Source organism: Legionella maceachernii (assembly GCF_900167045.1).
GTDB lineage: Bacteria > Pseudomonadota > Gammaproteobacteria > Legionellales > Legionellaceae > Tatlockia > Tatlockia maceachernii.
Genome location: NZ_FUXJ01000018.1, coordinates 27,534 through 42,043, shown reverse-complemented (window position 1 = coordinate 42,043; position 14,510 = coordinate 27,534). Strand labels below are relative to the sequence as shown.

Sequence of the window (14,510 nt, the reverse complement as noted above, 5' to 3'; positions counted from 1 at the left end):
ATCCTTTTTAACAATTCTGCTTTCAATTAGTATAGTTCTATTTAGTGAAATGCGTGCTTCCCTTTTCAGTTCTCTCGTAGTTCATTGGATTTTTAAAAATCCCATTATCTATTTTGTTTGACGATTTGACCATTAATCCAGGTTTTAACAAATAAAAACCCTATCCTATGAAACAAGAGCTTTTTTGTGAGATCAGGATACTAAAAGATGCTCACACGCCATGCCCCAAACACAGGGGTTCCTCAGGCCGATACACTCACTAGAATATACAAATTTTATAGCTGATATTTGTCTAATGAGTCCTCTACCCTACTTTTTTGTCTGATTATGAGAGCCTATTAGGGCTATTGTTCCACAAAGAGTCCATGGCAAGATTGATAAATAGTAATTGACCTTAATGTGCAAATATATAATAATATGACTTAATTTTAACCACATGGTGTATTATGCTAACTGCGATTATTATCAGCACACAAACTCCAAATCCTGGACTTACTTTTCCCCAAGAAGGAGGCACAGCTTATGCTTTACAGCATTTTACTGGATTCGATGCCATTGGCATGCATCTTGATGGAAAAGCTCGCGAAGAGGAGAAGATCAAACTTGCAAAGCTCAAAAATAATGGCATTGTGTTTATCACAGGCCATGGCAATACCGAAGCTGAAACACTAGCTGGTGCTTATCGGAGCCCCGCTTTGCCAATCCCTCAGGAAACGCAATGGAATTTAAAAACTTATCGTGATTTACTTCTTGATAATTCAAGCCTTAAAAGGGGGGATTCACTCACTATTGTATTATGGTCTTGTAATAGCGGAGATCATGGTAGCGCAAGCTCTGCTGCGCAACTAGCCAAGCTATTTCAGGAAAAAGGGATTAACACGAGAATTATTGCTTCGACGAAGCAACTTGACCGTTTTAATGGTGTGGTCTATGAAGATGAAGTAAAGATGAAAGGGCTTAGGTACCGGACAGCACCTTCTGACATTCGCCTTTTTGAATGCGTTAATACCGATGAAGTTAAAGAGTTTAAATTTGAAAGTTTAATTTATTTTACTCCAAAAGGAATAAAAACGGTTCCATCTCTTAAAGCTCAAATATGTGATAGTTCTCAGTATGTGCAATTTTGTGATTCTAAGAGCGTTGGTTCCTTATTGTCGAAGTCTTCTTCCCCCTTTATTTTAAGGCCAAGTGCTCAGCGTATCAAAGAGAGCGATTGCTTTATATTTTCTGCCAGCTTTCTAGTGGACAATGATGTCTATCACACCCGGTATCGCATTACTGGATTTGAAGAGTTAGAGTATTGGAAGAGTGGTGTCTGGGAGCCTTTAGAAATTAGAGAAAACGTATTTCATACACTTGCTGCCCATATTGAATATGCGAAAGCCGTGGTAGAGAAAACAAACAGCGACAATATTAAAATTTCTCCATCGCTTTCCATTTTTGGCTCTTCAGGGGTTGATAAAGAAAACTCAAAAGGAGAAAACTTTTCTACTGGTTTGGCACTTCATTGATTCGAAGTTATCAAATACTCAGGGCAAGATCATACCCTTTTGAGTTAATTTAATACCGTCGTGTTGCATAAATTATTGTCATTTGAGCGATGCAAAATAAGCTTATTTGAAATTCATCACTTATTGTGCATCATAAGACCAAAATGGGTTGCTCAACGGGCTGCTCGATAAACATATTCTTATCTTGAGCTGCAGTTTGAATCTGCTCAACAGCATAAGAAAGAGGGGATTTAAAAAAACCGCTTTTGACTAAATGGGCTCCTACGCCTGTCCCTACAAGACCTGCGATGAACAGGGTAGTAATGCCCAGACTAAAAATCGATGAAGCGACAAACGCCGCAAGTGTAGAGGCGACGGCTACTACTAAGACGCCCTTACTTATTTGAGAAAGGGTAGTTTTTGATATCCCTAAATCACTCGCCTGTTTAAGAGCAACCTCACATTTTAAAACAAAGGCTTTAATAATATCTTCTTTATTCTTTTCTGAATCATTTAAGCCGATGAGTAATTCTATGAGAGCCTCTTTAATCATGCTTTGTTGGGTGATTGCCAATTCAGTCGCAAGTTGTTCAAGATTTTCTATCGCTCCATATAAAGGGGAGATTGGATGAATGAGAATTTTCAGATCAGCTAGGGTAGGTTCGCTCGCACTAAACTTACGAGCCTGGCTACTGACGTACGCCCTTACTTTTTGGTAATTTCCAGATTTGGCAATGGCTGAAAATAATTGATTTACCCCTTCGCCTGTGGCAGACGAAGTAATAAATCCATAAGGAATGTTGTATTCTTCCATGATCCTTTGAAAGGATAGGTGATCTATTTTTCGAGGCAAATCACTTTTACATCCGACTAGAATCAGGGAGGTATTGGGTGCGGAGCCTTTAATGATCTCTAGATGAGCTAAAAATTGTTCTTTGTTGAATGGGCTCGTTAGATCAATGGTGTATACACAAACATTACAATCCGCTAGGTAAATTCTTGCATTATTTGCTAGATTAGGATGCTTACCCGATAAATCCCAAAGTTGGATTTTTGTGCTTTCTACACGAGCAATATTATAAACAACCCCTGATTCATCTTCAGGCACAGTTCTTTGTGTAAACTGTTCTATGAGAGCAGTTTTGCCGCTTCCTGATTCACCAAAAAAAGTCGCTGTGATATTTGGCATGACTTATCTCCGGTATTATGCTTTGGGAAAGCATAATACATAGTGATTATTTGTGCGTCAATTGTAGTTAGCAGGTCAATTAAACATTAAAACGAAAATGCATCACATCACCATCACAAACAATGTACTCTTTTCCTTCTAAGCGTAACTTACCTGCCTCTTTCGCACCTTGTTCGCCTCGATAAGTAATAAAATCCTCATAGGCAATGACTTCAGCCCGAATAAAGCCTTTCTCAAAGTCGGTATGGATAACTGAGGCGGCTTGGGGGGCTGTCGCACCTTTACGTATTGTCCAAGCGCGCACTTCTTTTACCCCTGCGGTAAAATAAGTCTGCAGACCTAATAATTCATAGCCAGCACGAATAACCCGATGGAGACCTGGTTCATCGAGACCTAAATCGTCCATAAACTCTTGGCGATCGGCTTCATCTAATTCAATGAGCTCAGCTTCTGTGGCTGCACAAAGAGCCACGATGGATGCCTTTTCCTGCTCGGCAAGTGCTGTCACTTTGTCCAAAAGAGGATTATTCTGGTAACCGTTGTCATCCACATTGGCGATATACAACACGGGTTTCGCCGTCAGCAGAAAGAGGCGGCGAGCGGTGAGTTCTTCTTCAGCAGTCAGGGAGAGCGTCCGTACCGGAAATCCGGCGTCCAAATGCGCTTTTATTTTTTCCAGGGTTTGCTTCTCAAAAAGGGCTTCTTTATTACCGCTTTTGCTTGTTTTACCTGCTTTAGTTAAGGCTTTTTCCACTGTTTCCATATCCGCTAATGCAAGCTCGGTGTTAATGACCTCGATATCACTTAATGGATCCACTTTCCCTTCGACGTGCACGACGTCTGTATTTTCAAAACAACGTACAACGTGTGCAATGGCATCGGTTTCCCGAATATTGGCTAAAAATTGGTTACCTAGTCCTTCTCCTTTGGCCGCACCTTTAACGAGTCCAGCAATGTCGACAAATTGCATCGTGGCCGGAACAACCTGTTGCGGTTTAACAATGTTGCTTAAGGCATCAAGACGGGAATCAGGGACTGTGACAATACCCACATTAGGCTCAATAGTGCAAAAAGGGTAGTTTGCCGCTTCAATGCCCGCCTTGGTTAACGCATTAAATAAGGTGGATTTACCCACATTGGGTAAGCCAACTATTCCACATTTAAAACCCATTTTGCACCTCTTAAAAACAATTCGCTAAGATAATTTTGTCGGTTAGGCTTTAGCTCAACCATTTTAGACATTGTGCGATTTTGTCTATTGGGCTAAAACCCCACAGACTACGCCTTTACTACGTTAATTAATTTCCTCATTTAACCATTTAATGAATTCATAGCTCCAGCAATATTTCCGGTCAACAAGGTGGGAATAATGGCAACGCCCCGTTCTATTGCATCATACATTAACTGTCTGTCTTGTTGCGAAGGTTTCCCTAATACAAAGTTTAAAACTAAGTCTTTGTGGCCTGGATGACCAATTCCAATACGTAAGCGATGAAAATCGGAGCTGCCTAATTGAGCAATGATATCTCTAAGGCCATTATGTCCACCGTGTCCACCACCCGTTTTAAGTTTTATTCGTCCAGGAGGAAGATCAAGCTCATCATGCACAACGAGGATTTCTTCGGGGGTGATACGGTAAAATTGACTGGTTTCACGAGTCGGTAACCCGCTATGATTCATAAAAGTTAACGGGAGTATGGTTTTGCACGGCGAATGATTTACCGTAAATTGAGCTAACTCAGCATGTAATTTTTTTTCTACTTTAAACAAGGCATTATGGCGTTGAGTTAGCATTTCTACAAACCATCCACCTGCATTATGCCTTGTGTGTTCATAAGCAGAGCCAGGATTGCGTAGCCCGATGATAAGTTTAATTGCCATAAAGGAGTTTCTTAGTCATTGTTATTGCGGATCTGTCTGCATTCCCTAGAGGGTATGTCATTCCCGGGCAGTTGGAATCTACTTTTAACGAAAATTGCTCTTTCGGTTTTCAGTGATTCTCGACTGTGCGGGAATGGCAAGCTCGTACTGAATAGCAAAAATAAAGAAAAACCCTCAAATGAGTGCTTATTCTTCGCTTTTTTCTTCTTTTTCCTCAACGACAGGAGCTTCAGCTTCTGCAGCAGAAACAGCAGGAGTTTCTTCTTCAACCACACTTACTTTAGGAGCATGAATACTGACAACTGGTAAGTCATGGCTTCCATCTTTCACATCAATGGTTAATTGTACGCCTTTAGGCAATTTAAGATTAGAAAGATGGACAATGTCATCTAACTCGACGTCAGCCATATCGACTTCGATAAACTCAGGTAAATCTTTCGCTCGACAGCGCACTTCGACTTGATTCATGGTGTGAGTGATGATGCCACCCGCTTTAACGCCTTTGGCCGTTTGTTCATTAATGAAATGAAGAGGAACGTGTTTTACTAATATGTCCTTTGCCCCTACACGCTGTAGATCCATATGCATGACGATAGGTTTGTACGGATGACGTTGCAAATCTTTGAGAATAACATGCTCAACTTTACCACCAATGTGCAAATCAAAAACACTGGAATAAATGCTTTCGCTTTCTAGTGCTTTTAGCACTTTATTGTGTGATAAATGAATTGATTGGGGCTTTTTATCACCGCCATATAAAACAGCAGGTATTTTATTTTCAAGACGACGTAGGCGGCGGCTCGCACCTTTCCCCATGTCTTTTCTTGCTTCAGCTTCTAAAACGATTGTTGACATCACTAGTCTCCATAATTAATAAAAACCCTTACTTTGCCCGCGACCAGAACAAAGATGCCTAATATAGGAAGGGTGGCGCAGTATACAATATTTTAAAATCAACTTGAAGTCATTGGTGTAATTTCATAGAATATGCCACTTTATTGAATTCGTAGAAGCCATTCAGGCGAGTTGGAGAAGAGCTATGTATGCTGTAATTAAGGCAGGCGGTAAACAATACCGTGTAAAAGAAGGTGATGTCATTAAAATAGAATTGATGTCCGATGACGTTGGTAATGAAATCAATTTCTCTGAAGTCCTCATGCTTGCTGATGGCGATAAGGTTACTTTAGGCAGCCCACTCGTTGAAAAAGCTGCAGTTAAAGCAGAAGTGCTTGCTCACGGCCGCCATAAAAAGATTAAAATCATTAAATTTCGTCGTCGTAAGCACCACATGAAACAAATGGGTCATCGACAATACTATACTCAAGTAAAAATTACTGCGATCAGTAAGTAAGGGGGGAAAGAAATGGCTCATAAGAAAGCAGGCGGTAGTACTCGTAATGGCCGCGACTCGAATCCTAAGTACCTTGGCGTTAAGCGCTATGGTGGTCAAATGGTTAATGCAGGTGAAATCCTTGTTCGTCAACGTGGCACGCGTTTTCATGCCGGTGAAGGCGTAGGTTGCGGTCGCGATCACACCTTGTATGCTTTGGTGAGTGGAATGGTTAAATTCACAATCAAGGGCGCTAAAAACCGCAAATACATTACGGTTACTGCAGTAGAAAGCTAATCACTTCCTCGTGGGTTGGGTTAAACACCCTGCTCTACTGGAGATTTAGAATAAATATTTATATAGTAGCCCCGATACTCGGGGCTTTTTTTTGGTATGACTCATGAAATTCGTCGATGAAGCACTCATTAAAGTGGAAGCGGGCAATGGTGGTCACGGTTGCTTGAGCTTTAGGCGCGAGAAATTTGTGCCACGCGGCGGACCTGATGGAGGGGATGGTGGTGATGGAGGTAGTGTGTTTCTCGAAGGGAGTTCGGATTTAAACACTTTAGTCGATTTTCGCTACCAACGTCATTACAAAGCAGAAAATGGTCAACCAGGCATGGGGGGAAATTGCACCGGTAAAAAAGGAGATGATTTAATTATCCAAGTTCCCGTTGGCACCATGGTTTACGATGTCGATACAGGGGAGTTGCTTGGTGATGTGAATCATGCGGGAGAACGTTTATTGGTCGCTCAGGGTGGTTTTCATGGGTTAGGTAACACGCGCTATAAAAGCAGTGTAAATCGCGCTCCGCGGCAAACAACACCTGGAACCCCAGGGGAAGCTCGACATTTGCGCCTTGAATTAAGAGTCTTGGCTGATGTGGGGCTACTTGGTTTGCCGAATGCTGGAAAATCGACTTTGATTCGTGCTGTTTCCAGTGCTAAACCCAAAGTGGCTGATTATCCTTTTACCACACTCCATCCAGGTTTAGGAGTGGTCAGTGTTTCAACCCATAAAAGTTTTGTCATGGCGGATATCCCTGGTCTAATTGAAGGCGCGGCCAGTGGTGCTGGTCTTGGCCATCGTTTTTTAAAACATTTATCTCGAACATGCATATTACTGCATGTGATTGATGTATGCCCGCTGGATAATACTGACCCAGTCGATTCGGCTAAAGCAATTATCAATGAGCTTGAACTCTATGATCCCGAGCTTGTTAACAAGCCTCGTTGGTTAGTTTTAAACAAAATTGACATGCTTCCTGATGAAGAGGCAAAGCAGAAGGCAATACAGACCATCGTGGATGGCCTTAAGTGGCCGGACAAGGTATTTACGGTTTCTGCGTTGACCGGTGAGGGTACACAACAATTGTGTTATTCATTGATGCAGTTGATTGATGAGATGAAAGAGGCGGAAGCTTAACCATTCCGCAGCATAATGAATGACAAGAGGGCTGCGATAAGGGATTTCATGCGTTTCTTTGCCATTCATTTTTGCATTGTGGTATTCAATCGATACTTGTGTTTTGCCCTTTTTCCCTTCACCTGACCAATATTCTTTAAGTCCTCGTAAATGGAAACGAAGTTCAGCTTTTTTATCCGGATAAAACTTCAGCCAAGGATAACTGCTGGGCTGTTGGATCAAGGTTTGCAAAATTCCTCCCGTTGCTTCATCCACAATGGAGATAGGAACTTTGAGTTTAAGAATGGTTTCATAAAGAAGTTCTGAGGCTTTCTGCTCTGGGGTGGCAATAAGGTAAGGCGCTGCAATGGATTCAACAATAGACTTCACAGTATGCAGGAGAGGGCTTTTGCAGCGGACTTTACATTCTACATAGGGTGTTTCAAGGCGATAGCCTGTTTTGCAATCAATGCCTGCTAATGCTTCGTCTATTTGTTGAGCAATTTGGCTTTCTGCAACACCAAATAAGCGCCATTTGATAATTTGCTTATCGCTGTGGGTTCTTTGCTGTAGCAAAGGTAAAACATGGTGATTAAACATAGGCAGACATTCGCGGGGGGGACCGGGCAATAAAATGAATAACTTATTGCCTTGAGAATAATAGCACCCCAGAGCGGTACCATGCGGATTAGGAAGAATGGTGGCATTCGCGGGGAATAGGGCTTGTTGGCGATTACCAGGATTTAATTCTTTTTCAGCTAAACCTAATCGGGTTTGAATATGTTGAATTGCTTCGGGGAATTCCACTAAATCTGTCTTAAGAAAGCGTCCTAAAGCAAAGCGGGTACGATCATCAGAAGTGGGGCCGAGCCCTCCAGTAACGAGGATAATATCGTGCGTTAAAGCAAGGAAGGAAAGACAATCGTAAAGTTCTTTCTCTTTATCACTGCAGGCAAGTTGTAGCCCAAGAGGTAGACCTTCAGAACTTAAGGCAGAGGCTAGATTATGACTATTGGTGTTGAGGGTATCGCCGTGAATAATTTCATCGCCTGTCGCGAGTAGAGCTACTGTCATTTTGTTGCTTCCAATGGGATAAGACTTAGTGGAGTCACGTGCCGGGCACCAGGTAAAAACTCAATACCCCATAAGGACACCGTAGGATTCTCATTAAAAAGATAACGTCCATCAGCTAGTCTGAGGGGTTGTTGCTGTGCCAAGATAACATAACCATCGCAAAACCAGTTGAAAATAGTAAAATCCCGCATTTGGCTTGTCGATTCTCTAACCGATTGCGGTAAGTGGGAAGGGAGAAATAAAGGAAAAGCACCCACTAGCTTTAATCGGCTTGGTTGAGTAAGCGAAGTCTCCACATCGGCAGTATAAAGATGGCTATCAATTTCTGCAGTCACTCGCCAGAGCGTTGAGCTTTCAAGGTAAGGAAATGCTCGCAATCTTTTTATTTGAAAATGTTGTTGTTCTAAATAAGTTTGCATTTTAGTGATCGCACGGTAATGCTGAAAGGTATTAAAGAGAAAAAATAAGCCTACAAAAATTAGGGTATAAAATACACCTCGGCGATCATCATGGATAACAGTCCAAGCAACACCTAGGACTAAAGGAATCGTAACGACAGGATCAATGATCGAAACGATATCCCAGCTGATTCGCCGATCCGAAAAAGGCCAAAATAGCATTGTCCCATAACTGGTGCATGCATCGAGCAAGCCATGAGTTGCGTAACCAATGAGGGCAGCGAATAGCGTGAATCGCCAATGCCTGCGAAATCGTTTAAATAGCCGCAACGCAAGAGCAACGAATAACCCTCCAATAGGAATGAAGATAAACGAATGCGTAAAATTGCGATGATAGAGCAGCGATAACATCGGATCCGATTGAGAGCTAATGAGAATATCGAGATCAGGCGCCATGGCCGCTAAGCCCCCGACTATCCAGGCATTCCGTTTATCTTTATTATGTAAGAGTGCTTGTGCGCAGGCGGCACCCAAAGCACCATGTGTAATTGGATCCATTTTTATATCCGTTGAACGGTTACTTGAGGTAAAGGCGTTTCTATGCCCTCACGATCGAATTGCTGCTTAATCGTTTCTTGCAAAATATTGCGTGTGGTTGAGACATCTGCAGTATTGACCCAAACCATGAATTTAAGTTCTACAGCGGCATTAGCAAAGTGATTAATAGTGACGATAGGAGCTGGATCTTTTAAAACGTGCTCGCAATCCTCGGCAATATTTAATAGGATGGTTTTTACCTGAGCAAAATCACAACTGTAAGCAATCGAAACAAGCAAGTCGAGACGCCGCGTTGAGAAATAACTTAAATTAATAATTTCTGATTTGATCATTGCCTCGTTGGGAATACGTACCAATTTGTTGTCAGGGGTTTTTAATTTCGTTGAAAGCAAATCGATGGAATCAACCACACCATTAATACCTTTCACTTCGACGGTATCGCCCACTTTGAAAGGATGCTCAAATAATAAAAAAATACCACTGATTAAATTAGAAGCAGCTGTCTGCGATGCAAAACTGATGGCTACCGTAAACACACCGGCGGCACCCAAAAGGACACTCAATTTAAAGCCCAAATGCTGTAAACCCGTTACACAAAAAATGATAAAAATAATATAAAAGACAGAGCGGCTGGCTAACATGGTTTGATGGCGGGAGAATCGTTTTGCAAGCGTATGCTCAGTGATATTGCTAAGTCGTTTAGCAATGAAATACCCAATAAAGAACAAGCATAATGCATAAATGAAATTCATTGTTCTGTCTGGATGAAGAAAATAGTTGTAATCCATTGATTTACTTGAGAATAAATTCGCTAACTCCAACATGTTGCATTGACCTCATTGTCATTTAATTTAGAACTAGTGGGCTACAACGATCCCGATTTTGAATTTCTAATGATTATTACGTTGATGTAAGTAATCAGTAAGTGCTAATAAATCCTCTGCTTTTTCGCCTAAGGGGATTAGGGCATCCTTTGCGAATTGAAAATGGGTATCAATTAAATCACGCAATTCCTCTTTGCTGTAGAGGCTTGCAAAAGTTATTTTTTGATTTGCTTGATCGGAGGCTCTTCCTTTGCCGAGCAAATCCGTTTTAGCGTAGTGATCCAAATAATCATCTTGAATTTGAAAAACGAAACCTAAGTGCTTAGCAAAGTCACGTAAGGCTGTCGCCTCGCGCTCGGTAGAATGACTTGCCGCAATGACCATGTTAATGCAAGCAGAGATCAAGCGCTCCGTTTTCAAGGAATGGATAAGATGTAATTGCGATTCAGTAATTGCTGCATTGGCTAATTCGGAAAGATCGAGGCTTTGGCCACTGACCATACCCGCTGGCCCACTCGCAACAACCAGTTCTCTTGCGATTTCAATCACTTGCAATGGGTTTAAAGACTTGGGCAAATAAGAGAGAAGCATATCAATCGCTAAGGCTTGCATACCATCTCCCACCAATATCGCCGTGGCTTCATCGAAGGCTTTATGGCAACTGGGTTTTCCGCGGCGTAAATCATCATTGTCCATGGCGGGTAAATCATCGTGAATCAGCGAATAGCAATGCGTTAACTCGACTGCCGCCGCAATAATATCAAGACAATCGGGTTGGGTGTCGAGAATTTCTCCGCATAAATAAATTAATAAAGGGCGAAGCCTTTTACCGCCAGGAAAGAGCGAATAAAGCATCGCACTTCTGATGCGCTCGGCTGGTATTTCTGTGTCAGCCACTAAACGTTGTAGCACTGCTTCATGACGGACTAGATAATTGCTAATGGTTTGATTAATCATTGAGGGTTTCGCTGCTTACAGAGGTGGTTGAGGTAGTAAGTATCTCAATTTTTTGCTCGGCTTGTTGTAATACCTCTTGGCATTTACGGGCTAGAGTAATTCCTTTCTCAAATTGTTTCAGAGAATCTTCTAATGATAATTCTCCTTTTTCCAATTGCATGACGATTTCTTCAAGCTCGGTCATGGATTTTTCAAAATGGATTGGTTTAGTCATAGCATTATCTAAAATTTTAGAATTGTCAGAGTATACTTCATTATCTCTATTACTGTCTTGTTTAATGAAACCAATTAAGTGGGATATTTAAACCAAACTGGCATCACTCTATTCAAATAAACCATAAATTTCCATAAGCCCACTTGCCACTCAAAACTGCCATACGGATCTGCTCTTTTCTCAGGGTAGGCGATTCCTAAACCGAATAGTCCAGGACCTATAATCCCAACATGAGGGTTGTAGTCTGCCTGTTGATAATCATCGATGGTAATGTTAGTGCGTTTTTCAAAGCCTACCGCATAAATCACTTTATTGCATTCGGGTAAAAAACGGGCAATGTGATGTTCACTTGTCGTATAACGGACAAGGTTAGAGGGTAAAACGCCATCAATATTTTCTCTAGCCCAAGCGGCTGTTTGCCCTTTAAGGCCCGTATTATCGAATAAAATCCAATCGCCCATATCAATTGCGTAACGGCAGGGGGAGCGATAGAAATTAATAATTTTTTTAACCCTTAATTCGACCAAATAGCGGATAATGATCATGGCGGAATGCGATGAACCAAAAACACCGTAAGTATGGTTTTTGTCAACAAATTGCGTTAGCCGCGCTTGGTCGATGGCAATTTCAAAAGGCACGACTTCCACACCAGGATAACTTAAGTTGGAGGGTACTGCGCCTGTGGCCAAAATTACATTTTTAGCGCGATAATTTTGCGTGTCTGAGGACAAAGTCCAAGTGCGTTCTTTCAATTCCATGGCATGAATCATGGTTTTTTCGCTGGTTACTTGTTTGCTTAAGTGATCAGTTATCCACTCTAAAGGCTCAACAATCTTGCTTAATACGCAAGTATGATCAGGAGGGAGATGGTTTAATTGAAAATCGATGGGAGCCTGCTTGTAGCCAAAGGAATCTGCAGCATGCAAAAAGTCAACGAACCGTTTGACAATGGTGTTACTTGAAACATGACGCCATAATTGCCCTAAATCACCAACTTTAAAATGAGGATCAATCCATAAAATATCAGTGGGTGCGATGTGATGATCTAATAATTTCCCGACCGCGGCTATTCCTGCAGGACCTGCACCAACCACAGCCCATTGAAAAATTTTTTTATTAGTAGACATTGAATTGTCTCAAACAATAAGGGTCATACTGGATTTTATGTCCGCATGAGGTGTTTCACAAGGAATATAATTTCATCAGACAACGTTTAGGACTAACGCGAAAAATCCTTTATTGACAAGGCTAATTCTTCCACCTAATCTCAGCTTTTGCCGACTTAAAGTTTAAGTTAAATGAAAACCAAAACACAATTCGTCTGTAATCAATGCGCCGCGGTTTTTTCTCAATGGGCCGGTCAATGTAATCAATGTGGCGGGTGGAATTCAATCAGTGAAGAAAACAGAGCAGCAGGACGGAGTACCCGTGTCGGTCACTATGCCAATCAACGCTCAGAAATCACTGCGGTGGCCGATGTAATCCTGGACAAAGTAGCTCGCATGGACTGTGGGCTCTCTGAGCTCAACCGGGTTTTAGGGGGCGGACTAGTTGATGGCTCGGTGGTGTTAATTGGTGGAGACCCCGGTATTGGGAAATCGACTTTATTGCTGCAAACATTGGCTAATTTATCCCAAGGGCAAAAGGTGCTTTATGTCACGGGTGAAGAATCTTTGCAGCAGGTGGCCATGCGCGCAAATCGTTTGCAATTACCTATAGGCGGTTTGCGCCTACTCGCTGAAACTCAGGTTGAAGCCATCATCGCCCACGCACAAAAAGAAGCGCCCCGGATCATGGTGATTGATTCCATCCAAACCATTTTTACTGAGACTTTAAGTTCTGCTCCAGGTGGCGTTGGGCAAGTACGTGAGTCCGCAGCGCAGTTAGTGCGCTTTGCCAAAATGACACAGACTGCAGTATTCCTCGTGGGTCATGTTACTAAGGAAGGTGCTTTAGCTGGGCCGAGAGTGCTTGAGCACATGGTGGATAGTGTCTTGTATTTTGAAGGGCAAAGTGACAGCCGTTTTCGCGTCATTCGGGCGATAAAAAATCGTTTTGGCGCGGTCAATGAACTGGGTGTTTTTGCCATGACCGATCGGGGTTTAAAAGAAGTGGCTAATCCTTCCGCCATTTTTTTATCGCGTCAACCTGAAAGCACGCCAGGCTCAGCTGTTATGGTCACATGGGAAGGATCACGTCCAATGCTGGTTGAAGTGCAGGCTCTAGTGGATGAGGCGCATGGACAACAGCCAAAACGCGTTTCAGCCGGTCTTGAGCATAATCGCCTTGCGATTTTACTCGCTGTGTTGCATCGCCATGGTGGTATCGCCACTTTTGATCAGGATGTGTTTATTAATGTCGTAGGCGGCGTTAAAGTGACGGAAACAGGAAGTGACCTAGCGCTCATTGCTGCGGTGGTTTCAAGTCTTCGCAATCGTGTTTTTGATCGAGAAACCATTATTTTTGGAGAAATTGGCTTGGCTGGAGAAATTCGCCCGGTGCAAAGTGGTCAAGAGCGGTTACGGGAAGCCGCTAAGCATGGTTTTAAGAGGGCAATCGTCCCTTTTGCCAATGCGCCAAAACAAGCGTTAGAGATGCAAGTGGAAGCAGTAAAGCATCTTCAAGAGGTTTTGGAGAAAATTTAGAGAATCATTTACACTGAAAGTAAGAAAAACCAATTAAGGCAAAGACACTGCCACAAAGGGGTTAGAAATGAATAAAAAATTATTACTGTCGTTGCTTATTTTGAGCACATGCCTATTAGCTGGTTGTTGGACGGTTAAATCCGGACAAAAATCAGGGATCATTGTTAAAGTAGCCAAAGAAGGGAAATTTTGGGGAACCTATGAAGGAGAGTTGATTCGCGGTGGTCTTGAAAATGCCAGTGGAGCGACGGGTCGGGAATTTCATTTTACTTTAGGCCAATTCAAATCGGCTCTCGTCAAAAAAGCGGAATTAGCAATGCAGAACAATGATCATGTGATTCTCACCTATCATTGTGAAGAATTCGTACTCCCTTGGCGTGGTGAAACCAAATGTTTTGTCGATGATATTAAGATCATTGAAACCATGAATACCCAACCCAATGCCCCAAAAGCGAGCCCAAAAGTGTAATCGCTCAGCGCCTAACCTTCGATGCGCCGGCTTATCTGCGGGACCTAGGAAACTCACCCTCGCTGGATCCCGCGAA

At 42.3% G+C, this 14,510-nt stretch carries 16 protein-coding genes; 6 read left to right on the top strand and 10 right to left on the bottom strand.

All coding sequences use genetic code 11. The features are described from left to right. Positions 1–446 precede the first annotated feature (446 nt). Positions 447–1,511: a hypothetical protein gene (locus tag B5D33_RS13705; RefSeq protein ID WP_058450881.1), complete on the top strand. Its 1,065-nt coding sequence runs from the start codon at positions 447–449 to the stop codon at positions 1,509–1,511. A gap of 130 nt (positions 1,512–1,641) precedes the next feature. Here the strand turns inward: B5D33_RS13705 and B5D33_RS13700 are convergent, their stop codons facing one another. The 4 genes from B5D33_RS13700 to B5D33_RS13685 form a co-directional block, all read right to left on the bottom strand. Beyond that, entirely contained in the window at positions 1,642–2,679 is a 1,038-nt protein-coding gene (locus B5D33_RS13700) for an ADP-ribosylation factor-like protein (protein WP_058450880.1), read from the bottom strand. Positions 2,680–2,758: 79 nt separating this feature from the next. After that, a complete protein-coding gene (ychF, locus tag B5D33_RS13695; protein ID WP_058450879.1) occupies positions 2,759–3,850 on the bottom strand; it encodes a redox-regulated ATPase YchF in 1,092 nt (363 codons plus the stop codon). A 140-nt stretch (positions 3,851–3,990) separates the two neighbouring features. Next, positions 3,991–4,560, bottom strand: a complete 570-nt coding sequence (pth, locus tag B5D33_RS13690) for an aminoacyl-tRNA hydrolase (protein WP_058450878.1) — start codon at positions 4,558–4,560, stop codon at positions 3,991–3,993. A gap of 186 nt (positions 4,561–4,746) precedes the next feature. Next, on the bottom strand, positions 4,747–5,415 hold the full coding sequence (locus B5D33_RS13685; RefSeq protein ID WP_058450877.1) for a 50S ribosomal protein L25/general stress protein Ctc: 669 nt from the start codon (positions 5,413–5,415) through the stop codon (positions 4,747–4,749). 184 nt (positions 5,416–5,599) lie between these two features. On the opposite strand from B5D33_RS13685, the gene rplU reads away from it, so the two are divergent. From rplU to cgtA, 3 genes are all read left to right on the top strand, one after another. Further along, positions 5,600–5,911 carry a 50S ribosomal protein L21 gene (rplU, locus tag B5D33_RS13680; RefSeq protein ID WP_058450876.1) on the top strand — a complete coding sequence of 104 codons (312 nt, stop codon included), beginning with the start codon at positions 5,600–5,602 and terminating at the stop codon, positions 5,909–5,911. Positions 5,912–5,923: 12 nt separating this feature from the next. Continuing rightward, positions 5,924–6,187, top strand: coding sequence for a 50S ribosomal protein L27 (gene rpmA / locus B5D33_RS13675; protein ID WP_058450875.1), 264 nt, complete (start codon positions 5,924–5,926; stop codon positions 6,185–6,187). A gap of 103 nt (positions 6,188–6,290) precedes the next feature. Continuing rightward, positions 6,291–7,316: an Obg family GTPase CgtA gene (cgtA, locus tag B5D33_RS13670; protein ID WP_058450874.1), complete on the top strand. Its 1,026-nt coding sequence runs from the start codon at positions 6,291–6,293 to the stop codon at positions 7,314–7,316. Here the strand turns inward: cgtA and B5D33_RS13665 are convergent. From B5D33_RS13665 to B5D33_RS13640, 6 genes are all read right to left on the bottom strand, one after another. Next, complete coding sequence (locus tag B5D33_RS13665; protein WP_058450873.1) at positions 7,272–8,369, bottom strand: competence/damage-inducible protein A; 1,098 nt, start codon at positions 8,367–8,369, stop codon at positions 7,272–7,274. The genes cgtA and B5D33_RS13665 overlap by 45 nt on opposite strands. Beyond that, entirely contained in the window at positions 8,366–9,325 is a 960-nt protein-coding gene (locus B5D33_RS13660) for a metal-dependent hydrolase (protein WP_058450872.1), read from the bottom strand. Before B5D33_RS13660 ends, B5D33_RS13665 begins: the two co-directional genes overlap by 4 nt. Before the next feature lie 2 nt (positions 9,326–9,327). Then, positions 9,328–10,149: a mechanosensitive ion channel family protein gene (locus B5D33_RS13655; protein WP_234802515.1), complete on the bottom strand. Its 822-nt coding sequence runs from the start codon at positions 10,147–10,149 to the stop codon at positions 9,328–9,330. 66 nt (positions 10,150–10,215) lie between these two features. Further along, on the bottom strand, positions 10,216–11,106 hold the full coding sequence (locus B5D33_RS13650; protein ID WP_058450871.1) for a polyprenyl synthetase family protein: 891 nt from the start codon (positions 11,104–11,106) through the stop codon (positions 10,216–10,218). Continuing rightward, a complete protein-coding gene (locus B5D33_RS13645; RefSeq protein WP_058450870.1) occupies positions 11,099–11,320 on the bottom strand; it encodes an exodeoxyribonuclease VII small subunit in 222 nt (73 codons plus the stop codon). The genes B5D33_RS13650 and B5D33_RS13645 overlap by 8 nt, the downstream gene beginning before the upstream one ends. 74 nt (positions 11,321–11,394) lie before the next feature. Next, a complete protein-coding gene (locus B5D33_RS13640) occupies positions 11,395–12,447 on the bottom strand; it encodes an FAD-dependent oxidoreductase (RefSeq protein WP_058450869.1) in 1,053 nt (350 codons plus the stop codon). A 171-nt stretch (positions 12,448–12,618) separates the two neighbouring features. Here B5D33_RS13640 and radA point away from each other — a divergent pair, with 171 nt between their 5' ends. Together radA and B5D33_RS13630 are read left to right on the top strand one after the other, a co-directional pair. After that, positions 12,619–13,965, top strand: coding sequence for a DNA repair protein RadA (gene radA, locus B5D33_RS13635; RefSeq protein WP_058450868.1), 1,347 nt, complete (start codon positions 12,619–12,621; stop codon positions 13,963–13,965). Positions 13,966–14,032: 67 nt separating this feature from the next. Continuing rightward, positions 14,033–14,434: a hypothetical protein gene (locus tag B5D33_RS13630; protein ID WP_058450867.1), complete on the top strand. Its 402-nt coding sequence runs from the start codon at positions 14,033–14,035 to the stop codon at positions 14,432–14,434. Positions 14,435–14,510: the final 76 nt, after the last annotated feature.

What these genes read in the sequence shown, in the direction of transcription:
- B5D33_RS13705 (WP_058450881.1), top strand. Translation starts at nt 447, where the DNA reads ATGCTAACTGCGATTATTATCAGCACACAAACTCCAAATCCTGGACTT.
- B5D33_RS13700 (WP_058450880.1), bottom strand. Translation starts at nt 2,679, where the DNA reads ATGCCAAATATCACAGCGACTTTTTTTGGTGAATCAGGAAGCGGCAAA.
- ychF (WP_058450879.1), bottom strand. Translation starts at nt 3,850, where the DNA reads ATGGGTTTTAAATGTGGAATAGTTGGCTTACCCAATGTGGGTAAATCC.
- pth (WP_058450878.1), bottom strand. Translation starts at nt 4,560, where the DNA reads ATGGCAATTAAACTTATCATCGGGCTACGCAATCCTGGCTCTGCTTAT.
- B5D33_RS13685 (WP_058450877.1), bottom strand. Translation starts at nt 5,415, where the DNA reads ATGTCAACAATCGTTTTAGAAGCTGAAGCAAGAAAAGACATGGGGAAA.
- rplU (WP_058450876.1), top strand. Translation starts at nt 5,600, where the DNA reads ATGTATGCTGTAATTAAGGCAGGCGGTAAACAATACCGTGTAAAAGAA.
- rpmA (WP_058450875.1), top strand. Translation starts at nt 5,924, where the DNA reads ATGGCTCATAAGAAAGCAGGCGGTAGTACTCGTAATGGCCGCGACTCG.
- cgtA (WP_058450874.1), top strand. Translation starts at nt 6,291, where the DNA reads ATGAAATTCGTCGATGAAGCACTCATTAAAGTGGAAGCGGGCAATGGT.
- B5D33_RS13665 (WP_058450873.1), bottom strand. Translation starts at nt 8,369, where the DNA reads ATGACAGTAGCTCTACTCGCGACAGGCGATGAAATTATTCACGGCGAT.
- B5D33_RS13660 (WP_058450872.1), bottom strand. Translation starts at nt 9,325, where the DNA reads ATGGATCCAATTACACATGGTGCTTTGGGTGCCGCCTGCGCACAAGCA.
- B5D33_RS13655 (WP_234802515.1), bottom strand. Translation starts at nt 10,149, where the DNA reads ATGTTGGAGTTAGCGAATTTATTCTCAAGTAAATCAATGGATTACAAC.
- B5D33_RS13650 (WP_058450871.1), bottom strand. Translation starts at nt 11,106, where the DNA reads ATGATTAATCAAACCATTAGCAATTATCTAGTCCGTCATGAAGCAGTG.
- B5D33_RS13645 (WP_058450870.1), bottom strand. Translation starts at nt 11,320, where the DNA reads ATGACTAAACCAATCCATTTTGAAAAATCCATGACCGAGCTTGAAGAA.
- B5D33_RS13640 (WP_058450869.1), bottom strand. Translation starts at nt 12,447, where the DNA reads ATGTCTACTAATAAAAAAATTTTTCAATGGGCTGTGGTTGGTGCAGGT.
- radA (WP_058450868.1), top strand. Translation starts at nt 12,619, where the DNA reads ATGAAAACCAAAACACAATTCGTCTGTAATCAATGCGCCGCGGTTTTT.
- B5D33_RS13630 (WP_058450867.1), top strand. Translation starts at nt 14,033, where the DNA reads ATGAATAAAAAATTATTACTGTCGTTGCTTATTTTGAGCACATGCCTA.